Here is an 18,322-nt window from a genome sequence, read left to right as displayed (position 1 = left end):
CCGGGCCGGGCACCGGCCCGGGCGCGACACCCGACGTGCGGGCACCTCCCGGACCGGGGACGCCGACGCGCCGACGGCGACCCGGAGAGCGCTCCGGGTCAACCCCGGCGCGCACCCCGAGGACGCGGCTGGCAGCGTGGGCAGCTGAACGACGACCGGTTCATGAACGCCTCGCGGCGGATCGGCGTACCGCACCGACGGCACGGCTGGCCCTCCCGGCCGTACACGTTCAGTGCCCGGTCGAAGTAGCCACTCTCGCCGTTGACGTTGACGTAGAGGGCGTCGAAGCTGGTGCCACCCTCCTTGACGGCCTCGCCGAGCACGTCCCGCACGTGCCCGAGCAGCCGACCCACGGCCGGGCCGGTCAGCGCGTCCGTGGGTCGCAGGCCGTGCAGCCCGGCCCGCCACAGCGCCTCGTCGGCGTAGATGTTGCCGACCCCGGAGATCAGGGTCTGGTCGAGCAGGGCCCGCTTGACCTCCGTACGCCGGCGGCGCAGCGCCGTCGTGAACCCGGCGTCGGAGAACTGCGGGTCCATCGGGTCCCGGGCGATGTGCGCGATCTCCGCCGGCAGTTCCGCCCCGCCCTCGCTGACCGACAGCCCGCCGAACGTGCGCTGGTCGACGAAGCGCAGCTCGGGCCCGTCGTCGGCGAACCGGAACCGGACCCGCAGGTGCGTCTCGTCCGGGGCGACGGCCGGTTGCAGCAGCAGTTGCCCCGACATGCCGAGGTGACCGACCACCGCGTCGCCGCTGTCGAGCGGCAGCCACAGGTACTTGCCCCGACGGCGGACGTCGAGCACCGACCGGCCGGCCAGCACGGCGGCGAAGTGCGCGCCGCCGGGGACGTGCCGGCGCACGGCCCGGGGGTGGCGCACCTCGACCGAGGCGATCCGGCGGCCGATGACCCACTGGGCCAGGCCCTGCCGGACGGTCTCCACCTCGGGCAGCTCAGGCACGGCGCGCCTCCGCGGGCTCGGCCGCGCCGTGCCCGTCCCCGGTCACGGTGTCCGGCACCGCCGCGGAGGCCGTGGCGGCCTCGGCCTCGGCCTGCTCGGTCAGGGTCCGCCAGGCTGCCTCGGCCGCGCGCTGCTCGGCCTCCTTCTTGCTGCGCCCCTCGGCGCCGCCGTACCGGTTGCCGGCCACCACCACCCACGCCGTGAAGGTCTTCAGGTGGTCGGGGCCGGTGCCCTCGATGCGGTACTCGGGCACGCCCAGCCCCAGCGCGGCGGTCAGCTCCTGGAGGCTGGTCTTCCAGTCCAGCGCCGCGCCCCGGCCCGCCGACTCGGCCATCAGCGGGTCGAACAGCCGGTGGATGACCGCCGCCGCGGTGTCCAGCCCGTACTGGAGGTAGATCGCGCCGAGCAACGCCTCCAGGGTGTCGGCGAGGATGCTGGCCTTGTCCCGGCCGCCGGTGCTCTCCTCCCCCTTGCCGAGCAGCAGGTACGCCCCGAGGCCGTCCGGTCCGAGGCCCCGCGCCACATCGGCGAGGGCCCGCATGTTGACCACGCTGGCCCGCAGCTTCGCCAACTGCCCCTCGGGCAGGTCCGGGTGGTTGTGGAACAGGGCGGTGGTGATCACCACGCCGAGCACCGAGTCGCCGAGGAACTCCAGCCGCTCGTTCGTGGGCAGGCCACCGTTCTCGTACGCGTACGAACGGTGGGTCAGGGCCCGTTCCAGCAGGTCCGGGTCGAGGGACACGCCGAACGCGGCCTCCAGGTGGCCGACGGACGCTCGCCGCCGCTTGTCGTAGCTCATGTGCGTACCTCGGTGTCGGTGGAGCGGTCGGTGCGGTCCTCCGTGCCGCCGCCGTACAGCAGCGCGGAGACCCGGTCGGTGGCGCCCCGGCGCCACAGGTGAGCGGCGAGGGCGATGCCGGAGGCCACGTCTTCACCGACGGCCGCGCCGTGGCAGACGACGACCGTCCCGGCCACCCCGAGCAGGGCGGCAGCCCGGGGGGCCCGGCCACCGGCGGGCGGGCCGCCGGCCATGGCGTACGCGCCCTCGACGGCTTTGAGCAGGACGTTACCGGTGAACCCGTCGGTGACGACCACATCGGCGCGCGTGCCGAGGCAGACGTCGTAACCCTCGACGAGGCCGACGTAGCGGGCGTCGCAGGGCAGCAGGGCGGCCCGCAACGCCGGATCGGTCTGCCGGCGGGCCCGGTCACCCTTGCCGGTCTCCGTGCCGACGGACAGCAGTCCGACCCGGGGTTCGGCCACGGCGTGCGCGACGGCCGCGTAGGCGGCGCCGAACAGGGCGTGCCGGGCCAGGGTGCCCGGACGGGGTTCCAGTGACCCGCCGACGTCGAGCAGCACGACGGGACCACCGACGGCGGGGAGGGTGGCGACGAGGGCCGGTCGCCGCACGTCGGGCCAGCGGCCGAGGCCGAGCGAGGCGGCGGTGACGGTGGCGCCGGTGGAACCGGCCGAGACCAGGGCGTCGGCGAGGCCGGCCCGGATGGCGGCCACGGCGGCCCGCACGGTCGACTCACCGCGGGCCGCGCTGGGATGGTCGGCCATTCCCACGGCGGCGTGCACCGGACGCACCGTGATGCGGGCGCGTTGCACCGGATCGAGGGCGTCGACCACCGCGCCGGCCACCTCGGTCGGGCCGACGAGCAGCAGGTGCAGGTCCGGGTCGGCGCGTACGGCCCGCAGAGCGCCGTCCACCACCACGGCGGGAGCGTCGTCCCCGCCGAGGAGGTCAACGGCGATCCGCGCGGTCCCCGGCTCCGATCCAGAGCCGGCCGCAGCGGGCCGGCCGGCGTCGGAGGGAGCCGGGGAACCGGGCGATTGCCAGGGTGCGCGCGTCACCCGACCAGGGGCCGGGGACGTCACTCGGCGTCCAGGTCAGACCTCGAGGACCTGGCGGCCGTTGTAGGTGCCGCAGACGGAGCAGGCGGCGTGCGGCAGCTTCGCCGACTTGCACTGCGGGCACGCCACGGTCGCGACCGCCGTGGCCTTCCAGTTCGCCCGGCGGGCGCGGGTGTTGCTGCGCGACATCTTGCGCTTGGGGACGGCCACGGTTCCTACTCCTCTTTACGGGTCAGTTGCGACAGGCCCGCCCAACGCGGGTCGACCTGCTGGTGGCTGTGGTCGGCCGGCAGGTCGTCCCGGTGCACCCCGCATTCGGGGCACAGGCCCGGGCAGTCCTCCCGGCACAGCGGGTTGGTCGGCAGCGCGAGCACCACCGCGTCCCGCAACGCCGGCTCCAGGTCGATCAGGTCTCCCTGCATCCGGCCCACCTCGTCCTCGTCGGTCGTGTCGTCCGTGGTGCTGTTCTCGTACGCGTACAGCTCCTGGACGGTCACGGCCACCGAGTCGTCGATCTCGCGAAGGCAGCGACCACACTCGCCCCGCACGGGACCGGTGACGGTCCCCGAGACGAGCACGCCCTCGGACACCGACTCCAGCCTCAGATCGAGGTCGAGGTCCGCGCCCTCCGGCACGCCGATCAACTCCACGCCGAGGTCCGCCGGTGCCGTCGCCACCCGCTTGACCGTACGCATCGCTCCAGGCCGACGCGGCAGGTCCCTCGTGTCGAGGACCAGCGGCGACCTGGGGTCGAGTGTCGATGGCGAGTTCTTGGGCATAGTCAGACTCCGGCCGGTGAGAGGCCGACAAAAGAGGTTACCTGGGCGGCCGCCCCACCGTCGAACCGGGGGCGACGCCCACCCCCGACGTGTCGGCTGGTGAGGTGCCGCTCAGAAGGGTAGCGGGCGCTCGGCCTCGTCCCCGGCGAAGGTGCCGATCTCCCGCAGCGCGTGCATCTTGTCCCGGCCGCGCTCGATCGACGCGAGGGCCCGGGTCAGGAACTGCTCGAAGTTGGCCAGCGCGGTGTCGACGTAGTCGTCGACCTCCTCGCGCAGGCGCTGCGCCTCGGCCCTGGCCTCCGCGACGATCCGCGCGCCCTCGTGCTCGGCGGAAACGGTGATCTCGTTCACCGATACCAGGCGGGCGTGTTCCGCCTCACCCTCGCTGATGATCCGGTCGGCCTCCCGCTTGCCGGCCTCCATGATCTTGTCCCGCTCCTCGAGCAGGGCCGCGGCCCGGCGCAGGTCCGCCGGCAACTCGGCGCGCAGCTCGTCGAGAGCCGTGATCATCTCACCCCGGTCGACCATGCAGTTGTTGCGCGACATCGGGACGGAGCGGGCCTGCTCCACCAGAGCGATCAGTTCGTCGATGCGGTCGAGCGGGTCCACCGGTACCTCACCCCTGTCGTTCGTCGGCCGACCTACATCATGCGGGCTCCGGCCGGTTTCCCGCTCGCACCCATCATGTCGCGAACCCGCCACGCCGCATCCCACCCCTGCGGCCCGGCGCGTCGAGACCCCCACCCGCAGCCCTCGCCCACCCCGACGGGGGCGCGGGGGCACCGGTTACCCGGCGGGTCGGTCAGGGCTGGGTCAGGCGGGTGGCGAGGGCCTCGCGAACCAGCTCGGGAACGTGGGCGGAGACGTCGCCGCCCCACTTGGCCACGTCCTTGACCAGGCTGGAGGAGAGGAAGGAGTAGAGCGGGTTGGTCGGCATGAACAGCGTCTCCACGCCGGCCAGGCCGATGTTCATCTGGGCCATCTGCAACTCGTAGTCGAAGTCGCTGACCGCCCGCAGGCCCTTGATCAGCACGCTCGCCTGCTGCGCCCGGCAGAAGTCGACCAGCAGCCCCCGGAAGGACTCCACCCGAACGTTGTCGTACGACGAGGTCACCTCGCGGAGCATGTCGATGCGCTCCTCGACGGTGAACAGGCCGCTCTTGGACTGGTTGATCAGCACACCGACGATCACCTCGTCGAACAGCCGGCTGGCCCGGCCGACGATGTCGAGGTGCCCGTTGGTGACCGGGTCGAACGAGCCGGGACACACCGCACGTCTCATGATCGGCGACCGTACCAAAGGGTGGTCTCGCCGTAGCGACGACTGCGCTGCGCGGTGACCCCCTCCACCCAGCCCACGGGGCCGGTGCGGCTGGACCGCTCCACCACCACCAGCGCCCGCGGGGCCAGCCACCCGCCGTCGACGAGGGCGGCGAGCACCGCAGTGAGGTCCGCGTCGGGCAGCGCGTACGGCGGGTCGGCGAACACCACGTCGTAGGGGTCGCCGTCGCAGCCGGCGGCCAGCACCGTGGCGACCTTGCCCGTGACCAGGCGGACGGCGGGCGCGGCGCGCAGGGCGGCGACGTTCTCCCGGATCGCCCGGGCCGCACGCGGATCGGACTCGACCAGCAGCACGTGCGCGGCCCCCCGGGACATCGCCTCCAGGCCGACCGCGCCGGACCCGGCGTACAGGTCGGCGAAGCGCGCCCCGTCGAGGTCGACCTCGGACTGCACCGCGCTGAACAGCGCCTCCCGAACCCGGTCGGAGGTCGGTCGGGTGCCGGCGCCGGGTGGCGCGGCGATCCGCCGCCCACCGAGCGCGCCGGCGACGATCCGGGTCACCGCGTCCACCTGCTCATGCCCCCGACGCTACGCGACCGGCGGGCTCCGCCGGAGACACCCCGGGTAGCCACTACGCCTCCGGACGATCACGATCGGTACATCAATGATCTCGAATCCATAACATCATTCTTAAGGGTCACTGTGCGCTGTGCCGCCCGCCGCGATGTCGCTAGGGTCTGCCGGTGCCGACGGGAGTCCGCCGGCCCGCGGTACGCCGAACGCCCCCTCACCGGCGTACGCACCGCTGGTCCGCACCGCCGCCCCCGTCCGCGCCCCCCTCAGAGCTTCTTCACCCTGGGAGTACGCGTGATCCGTACCAAGCTGTCGCTGCGGCGACCACTGGCCGTTCTGGGAGCCGCGGTCGTCGGCTTCGCCGGAGCCGTCGCCGTGGCCGCCGCTCCGGCCAGCGCACACCACACCACCATCACCGCCACCGCCGCCTGCGACCAGCTCAGCGGCGAGCGCGTGATCACGTGGAAGGTCGTGAACAGCGAACGGAACAAGGCCGCCACGATCACGAAGGTCACGGCCGACCCGGCCACCGCGGTGACTGTCGCCGTCGAGGGCGCCGAGAGCAAGCCCCTCAGCGAGGTGGTCATCCCGAAGGGCGGCCACGTCGAGGCCGTCCAGCGGGTGCCCGGGGACACCGCCCGCGCCACCCTGACCGTGGACGCCCTCTGGCAGCGCAACAACGCCAAGTCCACCGACAGCGGCAGGATCGACCTGGCCACCGACCAGCCGTGCACCCCCGCGCCGAAGTGCGTCGACGCCGACAAGGCGTCCTACAGCCACACCTTCGACGGCCCCAAGGGCACGGCGACCGTCAAGCTGGAGGGCGACCTGCCGCTCTGCGGCGAGGCCAAGCAGTGGTTCACGCTGGTGTCGTACTTCGCGCCCCGGCCGCAGTTCGCCACCCCGCAGTACGTGCACGGCACCCCCGACAGCGACTGGCTGGGCGCCGGCCAGAACGAGATCGAGCTGACCGTCGACGTTCCGGACTGCCACACCCAGGTCGACCTGATCTGGGGCGACGCCGACGAGGTCATCGACCCGCTGGTCGAGAAGGGCCCCCGTTACGGCTCGAAGAAGCTGGGCGACAAGGGTGCCCCGGGCAACCGGTCCAAGGGCCCGCAGGGCTGGTACAACGGCGGCGACAAGAGCTGCACCACCCCGGCTGCGGCCTTCACGTCCAACTGCGACGGCACCGTCACGGTGGCCCTGAGCAACGACGGCTCGATCTCCAAGTACGCGGTCGAGTTCGAGGTCCGCGCCGAGAACGGCTGGTCCAAGACGGTGACCGTCGAGCCGGGCAAGGCCGAGAACGGCCTCGTGGTGCCCGCCGCCGACGCCGGCAAGATCGAGGTGCTGGTCGACGGCAAGGTCATCGAGAACGGCACGTACACCTGGGAGCGTCCCGAGGACTGCCCGCTGCCCACGGTGACCGCCGACGCGGACTGTGACACCTTCGCGCTGACCGCGTCGAACCCCGAGGGTGCCATGCCGGTGACCGCCACGTTCACCTACGGCGACAAGACCGAGACCCGGACCGTCAAGCCGGGCACCGCCGAGAAGGTCACCTTCAAGGCCGGTGACGACGAGACGGCGCTGGTCGTCCTGCCCGAGCTCGACCTGGAGCTCGAGGTCGTCTACGCCCCCGAGGGCTGCGGCGAGGGTGGCGGCGGCGAGGAGCCGGGCCTGCCGGTGACCGGCGCGGCGGCCGGCGGCATCGCCGCCGGTGCCGTGGCCCTGCTGGCGCTGGGCGCGGTGCTGTTCGTGATGGCGCGGCGGCGGCGGGTGCACTTCACCGCCTGAGCCGGGCTGACCTGATCCGAGGGCGCGTCGACCACCCGGTCGGCGCGCCCTCGGCGCACCGCCAGCCCGTCGGTCAGCCCTTCTCCAGGTACTCCGCGCGCTCGGCGTCGACCAGCGCGGCCACCGAGGCGGCCAGCGCCCGGTGCCGGTCCAGTTCCGGGTCGTCCTCGACCAGCGTGACCGCCTCGGACCGGGCGTCCCGGATCAGCTCGGCGTCGCGCAGCAGGGACAGCAGCCGCAGGTGGGACCGCCGCCCGGACTGGGTCGCGCCCAGCACGTCGCCCTCCCGGCGCTGTTCCAGGTCGAGTTCGGCCAGCTTGAAGCCGTCGGTCGTGGAGGCGACCGCATCCAGCCGTTCCCGCGCCGACGAACCCTCGGCCGTCTCGGTGACCAGCAGGCACAGCCCGGCGGCGGCGCCCCGGCCGACCCGGCCACGCAACTGGTGCAGCTGGGACACGCCGAACCGGTCGGCGTCCAGCACGATCATCATCGTGGCGTTGGGCACGTCCACACCGACCTCGACCACCGTGGTCGCCACGAGCACGTCGAGGTCACCCGCGGCGAAGGAGCGCATCACCGCGTCCTTCTCGTCGGCCGGCAGACGGCCGTGCAGCACCCCGATCCGCAGCCCGTGCAACGGCCCCTCGGCCAGCAGCGGCGCGACCTCGGTCACCGCCAGGGGCGGACGCCGCCCGTTGTCGTCGACCGGCGGTTCCTCCTCGGCCCCGGACCCCGCCTCGCCGATGCGGGGGCAGACCACGTACGCCTGGTGGCCGGCGGCCACCTCCTCACGCAACCGCCGCCAGGCCCGGTCGAGGAAGGCCGGCTTGTCGGCCGCCGGCACGACGTGCGAGGCGATCGGCGACCGGCCCTTCGGCAACTGCGACAGGGTGGAGATCTCCAGGTCCCCGTAGACGGTCATGGCCACCGTGCGGGGGATCGGGGTGGCCGTCATCACCAGCACGTGCGGCGGCTGCTCGGCCTTGGCGCGCAGGGCGTCGCGCTGTTCGACCCCGAACCGGTGCTGCTCGTCGACCACCACCAGACCGAGGTCGGCGAAGTCGACGCCCTCGTAGAGCAGGGCGTGCGTGCCGAGCACGATGCCGGCGGCCCCGCTCGCCACCTCGGCCAGGGCCCGTCGCCGCGCCGCCGCGCCGAGCGAGCCGGTGACCAACTCCACCCGGGTGGCGTGCTCCGCCGACCCCAGCTCGCCCGCCTGCGCGAGCGGGCCCAGCAGGTCCAGCATGCCCCGGTGGTGCTGGGCGGCGAGCACCTCGGTCGGCGCGAGCAGCGCGGCCTGCCCGCCGGCGTCGACCACCTGGAGCATCGCACGCAGCGCCACGACGGTCTTGCCGGAGCCGACCTCGCCCTGGAGCAGTCGGTGCATCGGGTGGGGGGCGGCCAGGTCCGTGGCGATCTCGCTGCCGACCTGACGCTGGCCCGGAGTCAGCTCGTACGGCAGCCGGGCGTCGAAGGCGTCCAGGAGACCGCCGGTCGCCGCCGGCCGGGGGCGGGCCGGCCGGTCGGCGGCGCGGCGTTTGCGCTGCACCAGGGTCAGCTGCACGGCGAACGCCTCGTCCCACTTGAGCCGGCGGCGGGCCCGGTACAGATCCTCCTTGCTGGACGGCCGGTGGATCTCCCGGAGCGCGACGCCGATGCCGACGAGGTTGCGGCCGGCCCGCAGGGTCGCCGGCAACGGATCCTCCGGTGGGGTGAACGTGTCCAGCACCACCCGCACGCAGCGGGCGATCACCCAGGTGGGCACGGCCGCGGCGGCCGGGTAGACGGGAATCAGCGCCCCGGCGAACTCCTCGACCTCCTCGCTGGCCGCCGCCTCGCCGTCGGTCGAGTCGCCGAGCAGCACGTACTCGGGGCCGTTGAGCTGGCGTCTGCCCCGGAACTCGGTGACCTTGCCGGCGAACATCCCCCACCGGCCGGGACGCAGCTCGCGCTCCCGCCACGCCTGGTTGCCGAAGAAGGTGAGGGTGAGGGTGCCGCCGGAGTCGTCCCCGACGGTCACCTCCAGCAGGTTGCCCCGCCGCTGGCGCATGGGGCGTACGGCTGTGCGTTGCACCTGGGCCAGGACGGTGACCTGCTCCCCCACGTCCAGTGAGCGGATGTCGGTGTGCTCGCCGCGCTCGTCGTAGCGGCGGGGGAAGTGGTAGACCAGGTCACCGGCGGTGTGCAGGTCGAGGTGGCTGGCCAGCGCCTTCGCGGTCTTGTCCCCGACCAGCTTCTTCAGCGGCGTGTCCACCGCCGACGGCTCGGACGTCATTCCACCCCCACCAGCAGCGGATGGTGCGGTTGCCCACCCGGGAACATCTGCACCTCCACGAACGGCCAGCGCCTCGCGATGTGTGCGCGGACCGCGTCGGCCAGCCCGGCCGGGGCCTCGGCGCCGGAGAGCAGGGTGACCAGCTCGCCGCCCCCGCCGAGCATCCGGTCGACCAGGGCGACCGAGGTGCCCACCAGGTCGTCGCCGATCAGGTGGACCTCCCCCTCGACCATGGCCAGCACGTCGCCCGGCCGGCAGGGGCCGGCGACGGTGAGCGCCTCCCGGCTGGCCTGGCACACCTCGGCGGAGCGGCAGGCGCCCGCCGCCTCGGCCATCGCGATCACGTCGTCCTCGAACCGGCGGCCCGGATCGCGGACGGCGAGGGCGGCCAGCGCCTGCACCGGGGAGCGGGTGGGCACGACGCTGACCCGGATGCCGAACGCGTGCGCCTCCTTCGCCGCCGCGCTCGCCACCGCCTGGGTGTCCGGGTCGTTGGGCAGCACCACCACCCGGGCCGCGCCGGTGTCGCGGATGGCCCTCAGCAGCTCGCCGGTGGACGGGTTGGCGGGCACCACGGTGGCCCCCTCGCCGGCGAACAGCTCGGCGATGCCGGTGCCGGCCGCCACCACCACCGCGGCCCGGCCGCCCGGGGACCCGGCCGGCGGAACCTGGTCGGCGAACCGGGTGACCGAGATGCGATGGGGACGCCCGGCCTCCACACCCGCCTCCACCGCCGCGCCGACGTCGTTGACGTGCACGTGCACGTTCCAGGTGCCCGTGGACGCGGCGCCGTCGCCGACCACCACCAGGGAGTCACCGAGCGCGGCGAGCTTCTCCCGCATCCGGGCCACCGCCTGCGGCTCGGCGTCGAGGAGGAACTGCACCTCGTACGCGTACGCCTCGGAGCCGGTCTCCCGCAGCGCCGTGAGCGCCGGGCGGGCGGGCGGTGGGGTCGCCGGGTGGTCCGCGCTCTGCCCCGTGAGCACCTCGACGAGCACGTCGAGCAGCAGGCACATGCCCCGCCCCCCGGCGTCGACCACCCCGGCGCGGGCCAGCGCCGGCAGCTGCTGCGGGGTGCGGGCCAGGGCCTCGGCGGCGGCCCGGGCCGCCGCCCGGGCCACGGCCCGCAGGTCGTCGGTGTCGGCTGCCTCCGCCGCCCGCGCGGCGGCGGCGGCCACGGTCAGCAGGGTGCCCTCGACCGGCTGGGCGACGGCGGTGTAGGCGGCGGTGGTCGCCGCCCGCAGCGCGGCGGCCAGCTCGCGACCGCGCACGGCGGGCACGGCGGCGGCCGCGTCGGCGAAGCCGCGCAGGATCTGCGACAGGATCACCCCGGAGTTGCCCCGCGCGCCGAGCAGCGCGCCCCGGGCCATCAGCCGCAGGGCGTGGCCGTGGGCGGTGGGGCCGCCGTCGGGCAGGGTGTCGAGGTCCATCGCCAGGGCCTGCTGGGCCGAGGTGAGGGTGAGCACGAGGTTGGTGCCGGTGTCGCCGTCGGCCACGGGGTAGACGTTCAGGTCGTCGATCTCGCCCTGGTGTCGGCGCAGCGCGGCCAGTCCGCCCGCGCACCAGCGGCGCACCGCGGCGGCGTCGAGGGTGTCCAGCACGGTGGGAAGCCTACTGGCGCGCCCGGACAGCCGCCGGGGTCGGCGGGCGTGTCCCGCGCTCGGCAGGTCGCCGGGCGGCCCGGTTGGGCGGCCGGCCGGGGCATCGGGTAACCTGGCCAGGTTGTCCGGGCAGCGCCTGCCGGCGACCTCATGAACGTATCAATCCCAGGAGTATCCCGTGGCTAGCGTGTGCGACGTCTGTGGCAAGGGGCCGGGCTTCGGCCACAACGTGTCCCACTCGCACCGGCGGACCAACCGCCGCTGGAACCCGAACATCCAGTCGGTGCGCACCCCGGCCGGTGGCGGCAACACCAAGAAGGTCCAGGCCTGCACGTCGTGCATCAAGGCCGGCAAGGTCACCCGCGCCTGACGCGGTAGCGCCGCAACCTCATACTCGTCACCACCGGCGGGCCCACCCGGGTCCGCCGGTTTTGGCGTGCGCGCCGGGCCGCCGACCTCCCGCGCCGGGCCGCCGACCTCCCGCGCCGGGTCGGTCCGCCGTACCCGGCCGCCCGTCAGAGGGTGCGGCCGAACGACAGGCAGCCCGGCTCGTCCCGGTAGAAGCCGAAGTTGGGGATCCGCTCGTAGCCGGCTGCGGTGTACATGGCGATCGCCTCGGGCTGCCGGTCGCCGCACTCCAGGATGATCCGTTTGCGGCCCTGTTCCCACGCCGAGCGCTCCACCGCCGCGAGGATCGCCCGGGCCACGCCGCGTCCCCGGGCCTGCGGGGCCGTGTACATCCGCTTGAGTTCGGCGGTGTCGCCCGCGTCGCCGTGGCTGCGCCAGCCGCCGCAGCCGACGGGTTCCCCGTCGAGCCGGGCCACCAGGAAGGCGCCCGACGGCGGGGCGAACTCCGCCGCGTGGACCGGGGTCTCGTCGCCGTTGCCGCCGTAGCGGGCACCCAGGTCCGCCAGCGCCGCGGCGATCAGCCCCTGCGCCACCGGCGAGTCGAAGCGCACCGCGTGGATCTCCAGTTCCCTCACGGATGAAGGGTACGACCGGCTCCGCCCCCGACCGGACCTGGTCCCGGTCTGGGTGACCGGGGCCGCGTCACGCACGAAAGTGGTCCCAGCCGGTCGGCCCGTCGGGGGCCGCGCCGTCCACCGTCACGCCGGTGCCGTCGGTGACCCGGCCCACCGGCCGCCACCCGTCGGGCAGCGCCGTCCCCGCCGGGAAGGTCGCGACGAGGGCGTGGTCGTCTCCGCCGCCGAGGATCCAGTGGTACGGGTCGACGCCGAGCGCCTGCCCGGCGTCGCGCATCTGCCTGGGCACCTCGAAAGCGTCCCGTCGCAGGTCGACGGCGACGCCACTGGCCCTGGCCACGTGTCCGACGTCGGCGAGCAACCCGTCCGAGACGTCGATCATCGCGGTGGCCCCGGCCCGGGCGGCTGCCGGACCGGCCGCGTACGGCACCTCCGGCCGGCGGTACGCCTCGACCAGCAGTCGGGGGGTGCGGAATCCGCGGGACAGCACGGTCAGGCCGGCGGCTGCGTACCCGGTGCGCCCCGCGAGGGCGACCAGGTCGCCGGGGCGGGCCCCCGATCGGGTCACCGGCGGCCGGCCGCCGAGGTCGCCCAGGGCGGTGACCGCGACGGTCAGCGTGGCGCTGGCCGACATGTCGCCGCCGACCACGCTCGCGCCGACCAGGGCCGCCTCCGCGCCCAGCCCGTCGGCGAGGCCCTCGGCCCACTCGGTGGGCAGGTCGGCCGGTACGCACAGCGCCACCAGCAGCGCGGTCGGAGTGGCTCCCATCGCCGCGATGTCGGCGAGGTTGGCCGCCGCCGCCCGGTGGCCGACGTCCTGCGCGCCGCACCAGTCGCGGCGGAAGTGCCGTCCCTCCACCAGAACGTCGGTCGATGCGACCACCCGCGCGTCGGGGGCGGCCACCACCGCCGCGTCGTCGCCCGGGCCGAGCAGGACGGACGTCCCGTACGACAACCGGGCGGTCACCCGGTCGATGAGGCCGAACTCGCCGACACCCGCGATGCCCATCGGGCCGCCCTTCCTGTCGCTCACCGCTGCTCCCCGACCACCGAAAGGGATCACACCTGGTCCGTACGGTACTTTCTCCCTTCGGGCCGCCCACTGGCGGCGACGGACGGAGGTCGAGTCGTGGTTCAGGCGTACATCCTCATCCAGACCGAGGTCGGTCGGGCGCGTGACGTGGCCGGTCTCATCGCCGATCTTGCCGGCGTGGTCCGGGTCGACGCCGTCACCGGCCCGTACGACGTGGTGGTGCTCACCGAGGCGAACACCGTCGACGAACTGGGTAAACTGATCGTCAGCAAGGTCCAGATGGTGCCGGGCATCACCCGCACCCTCACGTGTTCGGTGGTGCGGCTGTAAGTGCTCACGATCTCCGAAACTCCCGCCGCCGGCTCCGACGACGCCACCGGCCCGGCGCGGGACCGCACGACCCGCAGCGCGGCGCTGATCGCCACGGCGGTGGCGTTGCCGGTGACGCTGCTGGTCGGCGGGCTCGCGTTCGCCAAGCTCTCCCCCGGCACGCCGGTCGCCGCGCCCGAGCCGTCGCCGTCGACCACCCGCGCGCAGTCCACCGCCCCGGTCGAGATGGCTGCCCCGCCGCTGGCCGAGCGGCCCGCCACGGTGTGCCGGGCCCTGCTGTCCCAGTTGCCCGCGAGCGTGGGCGGTCTGGCGCAGCGGCCGGTCACCGCCGGCCCGGAACAGAACGCCGCCTACGGCGATCCGGCGCTCACGGTGGCCTGCGGCGGCGCGGAGCCCGAGGTGGGCGCCACCGACGACGTGTGGGTGGTCAACTCGGTCTGCTGGCACCCGGTCGAGGGGCCCGACGCCACGGTGCTCACCACCGTCGACCGGGAGACCGCCGTCTCGGTGCGGGTGCCCCGGGAGCACGGCCCGGCCCTGCAACGGATCAGCCCGATCGCCGACACGGTCGTCGCCTCGGTGCCGTCCGCCGGTCCCGCCCCCGACGGCTGCCGGGACTGACCCCCGACGACGTGGCCGCCTTCGCCTTGGTGGCGGTGACGACCGCCGTGGCTGCCGCGCCCGGCGGGAGCACCGGCCCGCCGCCGGTGCCGGGCCGGTCACCCGACGGCAGTGCCGGGCCGGTCACCCCGGTCACGGTGCCGGGCGGCTGACCGGGGACGCTGCCGGGCCACTCAGCGCAGGCCGGTGCCCCTGGTCAGGGCGGTCCGGATGAGACGGTCCACCAGCTTCGGATACTCCAGGCCGGCGGCCGCCCACATCCGCGGGAACATCGATGTCGGGGTGAAGCCCGGCATGGTGTTGATCTCGTTGAGGTAGACGTCCAGCTCCGGGGTGACGAAGAAGTCGACCCGGGCCAGGCCGGCGCAGTCCAGGGCGGCGAAGGCCCGGACGGCGTACTCGCGCACCTGGCGGGTGACCGGGTCGGGCAGGTCGGCGGGGATGTCGTACTCGCAGGCGGATTCCGAGTCGATGTACTTGGCCTCGAAGTCGTAGAAGTCGTAGTCGCCGACGACCCGCACCTCGGCCAGCACCGACGCCTCGGGCATCCCGGCGGCTTCGCCCTCCAGCACGCCGCACTCGATCTCGCGGCCGACGATGGCGCCCTCGACGAGCACCTTCGGGTCGATCTGTCGGGCGGTGGCCACGGCGGCGTCGAGGTCCGCCCAGTCGCTGACCCTGGTGATGCCGAAGGAGGAACCGGCGCGCGAGGGCTTGACGAAGACGGGCAGCCCGAGGCGCTGCTTGTCCTCCTCGCTGAGGGTCATGCCGTTGCGCAGCACCGCGTAGGGGCCGACGGGGATGCCCTCGGCGACGCAGAGCTTCTTGGTGAACTCCTTGTCCATGGCGGCGGCGGAGGCGAACACGTTCGCGCCCACGTACGGCAGGCCGGCCATCTCCAGCATGCCCTGGATGGTGCCGTCCTCGCCGTACGCGCCGTGCAGCACGGGGAAGACCACGTCCACGTCGGCCAGCGCCCGGGGCCCCTCGGTGGGATCGAGCACCACGAGCCCGTTGCCGGTCGGGTCGGCGCGCAGCACGACGTCGGTGCCGGACGCGGCGGTGATCTCCGGCAGCCGCCGGGCGGTGATCGCCAGCCCGGCGGGGTCGCCGCTGGTCAGCACCCACTGCCCGGCGCGGGTGATGCCGACCGGGACGACCTCGTACTCGTCGGGGTCGAGGGCGCCGAGCACACTGCCCGCGCTGACGCAGGAAATGCCGTGTTCCGGGCTGCGACCGCCGAAGACGATCGCGACACGGGTCTTGCCTGGGGTGGTCACTCCGGTCACCTCTCGGTACACGACTGCGGGCGGGCCCTCACCCGGTTGACCTTACTGTGGGTGGCCGCAGCCGGTTGCCGATACCCGGCGAGAGGCCTCATCCCACGGCAACCGGTCAACTCGTCGTATACGCACAGTAATCGGGCGGGGCGGTTCGGGCGCGGGATTCCGGGCTGGCGGGTGGGGCACTACGCTACCCGTCCCATGAGCGCCGATCCTCTCATCGCCTCCCTGACGGCGGCCCTGGACGCCCGTCCCGACGACCTGCCGCTGCGGCTGCACCTGGCCGACCTGCTGCTCGACGCGGGTCGTCGGGCGGAGGCGATCGCACAGATCGGCCAGGCGCTGGCCCGGGAGCCGGGCAACGGGCAGGCGCAGGAGCTGATGCACCGGGCGTTGGGGGCCGCATCCCCGTCGTCGTCCGGGCCCACGGGCCCGGAGTCGACCCTGTCGCCGGCGGATCCACCGGCCGCTCCGCCACCGGCGGACCCACAGCCCATCGCGCCACCGGCGGGCCCACAGCCCACCGCGCCGCCGGCGGGGGCGCGGCCCGCTCCGCCGGTCCCGCCGCCGACGGGGGCGGGCGGTGACGGCACCGTCGACCCGCTCGCGGCCTACGAACGGGAACTGGCCGACGTGGTGCCGCCCCGCTTCGTCCGGGCCGGCGACGAACCCGAGCCGGTGACGGGCGACGCCGACCGGGTGTTCGACGTGGAGACCTCCGGGGTCCGGCTGACCGACGTCGGCGGCATGGCGGCGGTCAAGGAGCGCCTTGAGCTGGCCTTCCTCGGCCCGTTACGCAATCCGCAGTTGCGCCGGATGTACGGCAAGAGCCTGCGCGGTGGCCTCATGCTGTACGGCCCGCCCGGCTGCGGCAAGACCTTCCTGGCCCGGGCGGTGGCCGGCGAGATGGGCGCGAAGTTCCTGTCGTTGTCCATCGTCGACGTGCTCGACATGTGGATGGGCAACTCGGAACGCAACCTGCACGAGTTGTTCCAGGCGGCCCGGCGCAACGCGCCCTGCGTGCTGTTCCTCGACGAGATCGACGCCCTGGGCCACAAGCGGTCCCAGGCCAGCTCCAGTTCGATGCGCACTCTGGGCAACCAGCTGTTGGCGGAGCTGGACGGCATGGAGGGCGACAACGAGGGAGTCTTCGTGCTGGCCGCCACCAACACCCCGTGGGACGTGGACCCGGCGCTGCGCCGACCGGGTCGGCTGGACCGGGTGGTGCTGGTGCTGCCGCCCGACCCGGACGCCCGGCGGGCCGTCCTGGAATACCACCTGCGGGACCGGCCGATCGCCGGCATCGACCTGCGGCCGGTGGTCGCCGCGACCGAGGACTTCTCGGGGGCGGATCTGGCCCACCTGTGCGAGACGGCGGCCGAGTTCGCGATGGCCGACTCGGTGCGCACCGGAGAGGTGCGCATGATCGAGCAGCGGGACCTGGAACGGGCGCTGAAGGAGGTGCGGCCGTCGACCCGGCCGTGGCTGGCCACCGCCCGCAACGTGGCGATGTTCGCCAACGAGGGTGGCGTCTACGACGACCTGGTCGCCTACCTGAAGCGGCGGCGTCTGCTCTAGGCGCCCGCCTGGCCGGCGGGTTCGCGGTCCAGGCGGGCGTGCCGGCGGCCGATCGCGATCACCTTCACCCGCTGGCGGCCGGCCCGTACCATGCCCAGCGCCATGAACGCCCCGGCGATCCGGTCGGCGGCCTCCCGGCTGCTCGCCCCGACCACCTGGCGGCGACGCTCCGGCCAGTTGCGTTCGTCACGGCCGCCCGCGACGTCGGCGCGCACGTCGGTGAGGACCACCAGGAAGCGGGTCACCGTGGGCGGCCCGTGCGCTCGCCGTACCCCTGTCCAACAGTACGCACGTCGATCCCTCCACAGTGGTCGGGCCTGGTCGGCGCGGGGCACGTGACGATCGGGTACGGGGGAGAAACCCGATCGCCACGCGCCCCATCCCCTCCGGTCACCCACCGCCACCGTCGCCACGACAACCGGCGGTGAGGACGCCAACACAGATTGACACCTCCATGGCCGTGAATGCAACTCTCACCGACGTTCTCTCATGTACATGCTCCCAGATACGTGAGAACATCGACGCATGGCACCCAAGACCGCCCGGGCGCGCCGGCTCGGGATCGCCCTGCGCAGCCACCGGGAGGCCGCCGGCCTCACCCTGGAGGCCGCAGCCGACGAGATCAACAGCACCCGCAGCACGCTGTCCCGCTACGAGAACGCCCAGACGCTGGTCAACCCCGCCACCGTCCGAGCCCTGCTGACCCTCTACGGGGTCGGCGCGGACGAGGTGGCGGCCGCCGTGCAACTCGCCAAGGACGCCCGCAAGCCGGGCTGGTGGGTGTCGTACTCCTACCTGCTGGACCGGCGCACCATCGACTTCATCGCCCTCGAGGCCGAGGCCACCGGCATCGCCAACTTCGAGCCGTCCGTGGTGCCCGGTCTGATGCAGACCGCCGACTACATCCGCGGCGTCATGCGCGGCGGGCCCCACACCCTCACCGACGAACAGGTCGAACAACGGGTGCACCTGCGGCTGGACCGCCAGCAGCGGCTCACCGGCGACACCCCGCCGATCTTCGACGCGATCCTCGACGAGGCGGCGCTGCTGCGGCCGGTCGGCGACCGGACGGTCATGGACGGGCAACTGCGCCACCTGCTGAAGATGACCGAGCTGCCGAACGTGACCGTCCAGGTCATCCCGCTGTCCGCTGGCTACCACCGGGGCACCCGCGGCTCGCTGCACATCCTGGAGTTCGCCGACCCGGAGGACCCGATCATCGCCTCGGTCGAGACCGTGGCCGGGCAGATGGTCCTCGACAGACCGGGTGACCTGCGAACCTGCACCAAGATCATGGAACATCTGCGCACCGTCGCGCTCAGCCCTGCGGCCAGCCGCGACGAACTCGTCACACTCCTGAAGGGACGGTAGA

Annotated in this window: 21 protein-coding genes; 7 read left to right on the top strand and 14 right to left on the bottom strand. The window is 73.8% G+C overall.

The genetic code is table 11. From position 1 onward, the window contains the following. Positions 1-98 precede the first annotated feature (98 nt). From mutM to rsmD, 8 genes are all read right to left on the bottom strand, one after another. Entirely contained in the window at positions 99-956 is an 858-nt protein-coding gene (gene mutM / locus GA0070616_RS19655) for a bifunctional DNA-formamidopyrimidine glycosylase/DNA-(apurinic or apyrimidinic site) lyase (RefSeq protein WP_091085023.1), read from the bottom strand. After that, on the bottom strand, positions 949-1,755 hold the full coding sequence (gene rnc / locus GA0070616_RS19650; protein WP_091085019.1) for a ribonuclease III: 807 nt from the start codon (positions 1,753-1,755) through the stop codon (positions 949-951). The genes mutM and rnc overlap by 8 nt, the downstream gene beginning before the upstream one ends. Continuing rightward, on the bottom strand, positions 1,752-2,714 hold the full coding sequence (locus tag GA0070616_RS19645) for a phosphate acyltransferase PlsX (RefSeq protein ID WP_245712999.1): 963 nt from the start codon (positions 2,712-2,714) through the stop codon (positions 1,752-1,754). Before GA0070616_RS19645 ends, rnc begins: the two co-directional genes overlap by 4 nt. A gap of 135 nt (positions 2,715-2,849) precedes the next feature. Next, positions 2,850-3,023, bottom strand: a complete 174-nt coding sequence (rpmF, locus tag GA0070616_RS19640) for a 50S ribosomal protein L32 (RefSeq protein WP_046569543.1) — start codon at positions 3,021-3,023, stop codon at positions 2,850-2,852. Positions 3,024-3,028: 5 nt separating this feature from the next. Beyond that, positions 3,029-3,592 carry a YceD family protein gene (locus GA0070616_RS19635; RefSeq protein ID WP_091085015.1) on the bottom strand — a complete coding sequence of 188 codons (564 nt, stop codon included), beginning with the start codon at positions 3,590-3,592 and terminating at the stop codon, positions 3,029-3,031. Positions 3,593-3,703: 111 nt separating this feature from the next. Then, positions 3,704-4,201, bottom strand: coding sequence for an SPFH domain-containing protein (locus tag GA0070616_RS19630; protein ID WP_091085010.1), 498 nt, complete (start codon positions 4,199-4,201; stop codon positions 3,704-3,706). A gap of 193 nt (positions 4,202-4,394) precedes the next feature. Further along, on the bottom strand, positions 4,395-4,874 hold the full coding sequence (gene coaD, locus GA0070616_RS19625; protein ID WP_091085007.1) for a pantetheine-phosphate adenylyltransferase: 480 nt from the start codon (positions 4,872-4,874) through the stop codon (positions 4,395-4,397). Beyond that, positions 4,871-5,434, bottom strand: coding sequence for a 16S rRNA (guanine(966)-N(2))-methyltransferase RsmD (rsmD, locus tag GA0070616_RS19620; RefSeq protein WP_091091148.1), 564 nt, complete (start codon positions 5,432-5,434; stop codon positions 4,871-4,873). Before rsmD ends, coaD begins: the two co-directional genes overlap by 4 nt. 306 nt (positions 5,435-5,740) lie before the next feature. On the opposite strand from rsmD, the gene GA0070616_RS19615 reads away from it, so the two are divergent. After that, the gene (locus GA0070616_RS19615; protein WP_091085002.1) at positions 5,741-7,246 is read left to right on the top strand and encodes a cell wall anchor protein; all 1,506 of its coding nucleotides are present in this window, start codon (positions 5,741-5,743) and stop codon (positions 7,244-7,246) included. A 73-nt stretch (positions 7,247-7,319) separates the two neighbouring features. Here the strand turns inward: GA0070616_RS19615 and recG are convergent, their stop codons facing one another. Then, positions 7,320-9,521, bottom strand: a complete 2,202-nt coding sequence (gene recG, locus GA0070616_RS19610) for an ATP-dependent DNA helicase RecG (protein WP_091084997.1) — start codon at positions 9,519-9,521, stop codon at positions 7,320-7,322. After that, entirely contained in the window at positions 9,518-11,122 is a 1,605-nt protein-coding gene (locus GA0070616_RS19605; protein ID WP_091084993.1) for a DAK2 domain-containing protein, read from the bottom strand. Before GA0070616_RS19605 ends, recG begins: the two co-directional genes overlap by 4 nt. Positions 11,123-11,300: 178 nt before the next feature. On the opposite strand from GA0070616_RS19605, the gene rpmB reads away from it, so the two are divergent. After that, positions 11,301-11,492 carry a 50S ribosomal protein L28 gene (rpmB, locus tag GA0070616_RS19600; RefSeq protein WP_091084990.1) on the top strand — a complete coding sequence of 64 codons (192 nt, stop codon included), beginning with the start codon at positions 11,301-11,303 and terminating at the stop codon, positions 11,490-11,492. 145 nt (positions 11,493-11,637) lie between these two features. Here the strand turns inward: rpmB and GA0070616_RS19595 are convergent, their stop codons facing one another. Both GA0070616_RS19595 and GA0070616_RS19590 read right to left on the bottom strand, forming a co-directional pair. Then, positions 11,638-12,105: a GNAT family N-acetyltransferase gene (locus GA0070616_RS19595; RefSeq protein WP_091084986.1), complete on the bottom strand. Its 468-nt coding sequence runs from the start codon at positions 12,103-12,105 to the stop codon at positions 11,638-11,640. Positions 12,106-12,172: 67 nt separating this feature from the next. Further along, a complete protein-coding gene (locus GA0070616_RS19590) occupies positions 12,173-13,114 on the bottom strand; it encodes a thiamine-phosphate kinase (protein WP_091084983.1) in 942 nt (313 codons plus the stop codon). Between the two features lie 120 nt (positions 13,115-13,234). On the opposite strand from GA0070616_RS19590, the gene GA0070616_RS19585 reads away from it, so the two are divergent. The 3 genes from GA0070616_RS19585 to GA0070616_RS28245 are packed head-to-tail and all read left to right on the top strand — an operon-like array spanning position 13,235 to position 14,241. Further along, positions 13,235-13,468, top strand: a complete 234-nt coding sequence (locus GA0070616_RS19585) for an Lrp/AsnC ligand binding domain-containing protein (protein WP_013284547.1) — start codon at positions 13,235-13,237, stop codon at positions 13,466-13,468. Beyond that, entirely contained in the window at positions 13,469-14,089 is a 621-nt protein-coding gene (locus GA0070616_RS19580; RefSeq protein ID WP_091084981.1) for a DUF3515 family protein, read from the top strand. An 11-nt stretch (positions 14,090-14,100) separates the two neighbouring features. Further along, on the top strand, positions 14,101-14,241 hold the full coding sequence (locus GA0070616_RS28245) for a hypothetical protein (protein WP_175440138.1): 141 nt from the start codon (positions 14,101-14,103) through the stop codon (positions 14,239-14,241). A 21-nt stretch (positions 14,242-14,262) separates the two neighbouring features. Here the strand turns inward: GA0070616_RS28245 and GA0070616_RS19575 are convergent, their stop codons facing one another. Beyond that, positions 14,263-15,369, bottom strand: a complete 1,107-nt coding sequence (locus GA0070616_RS19575) for a D-alanine--D-alanine ligase family protein (protein WP_091084977.1) — start codon at positions 15,367-15,369, stop codon at positions 14,263-14,265. Between the two features lie 204 nt (positions 15,370-15,573). On the opposite strand from GA0070616_RS19575, the gene GA0070616_RS19570 reads away from it, so the two are divergent. Then, complete coding sequence (locus tag GA0070616_RS19570) at positions 15,574-16,950, top strand: ATP-binding protein (protein WP_091084974.1); 1,377 nt, start codon at positions 15,574-15,576, stop codon at positions 16,948-16,950. Here GA0070616_RS19570 and GA0070616_RS19565 read toward each other — a convergent pair. Continuing rightward, the gene (locus GA0070616_RS19565; protein WP_091084971.1) at positions 16,947-17,195 is read right to left on the bottom strand and encodes a hypothetical protein; all 249 of its coding nucleotides are present in this window, start codon (positions 17,193-17,195) and stop codon (positions 16,947-16,949) included. The two genes, GA0070616_RS19570 and GA0070616_RS19565, sit on opposite strands and share 4 nt — an antisense overlap. A gap of 280 nt (positions 17,196-17,475) precedes the next feature. Here GA0070616_RS19565 and GA0070616_RS19560 point away from each other — a divergent pair, with 280 nt between their 5' ends. Next, entirely contained in the window at positions 17,476-18,321 is an 846-nt protein-coding gene (locus GA0070616_RS19560) for a helix-turn-helix domain-containing protein (protein WP_091084967.1), read from the top strand. The last annotated feature ends 1 nt before the right edge of the window (position 18,322 follow it).

This window comes from Micromonospora nigra, from assembly GCF_900091585.1.
Lineage (GTDB): Bacteria > Actinomycetota > Actinomycetes > Mycobacteriales > Micromonosporaceae > Micromonospora > Micromonospora nigra.
Note: the sequence above shows the minus strand (reverse complement) of the source record. Positions and strands in the feature narration are given on the sequence as shown.

Bases quoted from the DNA above. Each gene is read 5' to 3' on its own strand.
- GA0070616_RS19570 (WP_091084974.1), top strand. From the start codon at position 15,574: ATGAGCGCCGATCCTCTCATCGCCTCCCTGACGGCGGCCCTGGACGCC.
- GA0070616_RS19560 (WP_091084967.1), top strand. From the start codon at position 17,476: ATGGCACCCAAGACCGCCCGGGCGCGCCGGCTCGGGATCGCCCTGCGC.
- coaD (WP_091085007.1), bottom strand. From the start codon at position 4,874: ATGAGACGTGCGGTGTGTCCCGGCTCGTTCGACCCGGTCACCAACGGG.
- GA0070616_RS19635 (WP_091085015.1), bottom strand. From the start codon at position 3,592: ATGCCCAAGAACTCGCCATCGACACTCGACCCCAGGTCGCCGCTGGTC.
- GA0070616_RS19590 (WP_091084983.1), bottom strand. From the start codon at position 13,114: ATGGGCATCGCGGGTGTCGGCGAGTTCGGCCTCATCGACCGGGTGACC.
- rnc (WP_091085019.1), bottom strand. From the start codon at position 1,755: ATGAGCTACGACAAGCGGCGGCGAGCGTCCGTCGGCCACCTGGAGGCC.
- recG (WP_091084997.1), bottom strand. From the start codon at position 9,521: ATGACGTCCGAGCCGTCGGCGGTGGACACGCCGCTGAAGAAGCTGGTC.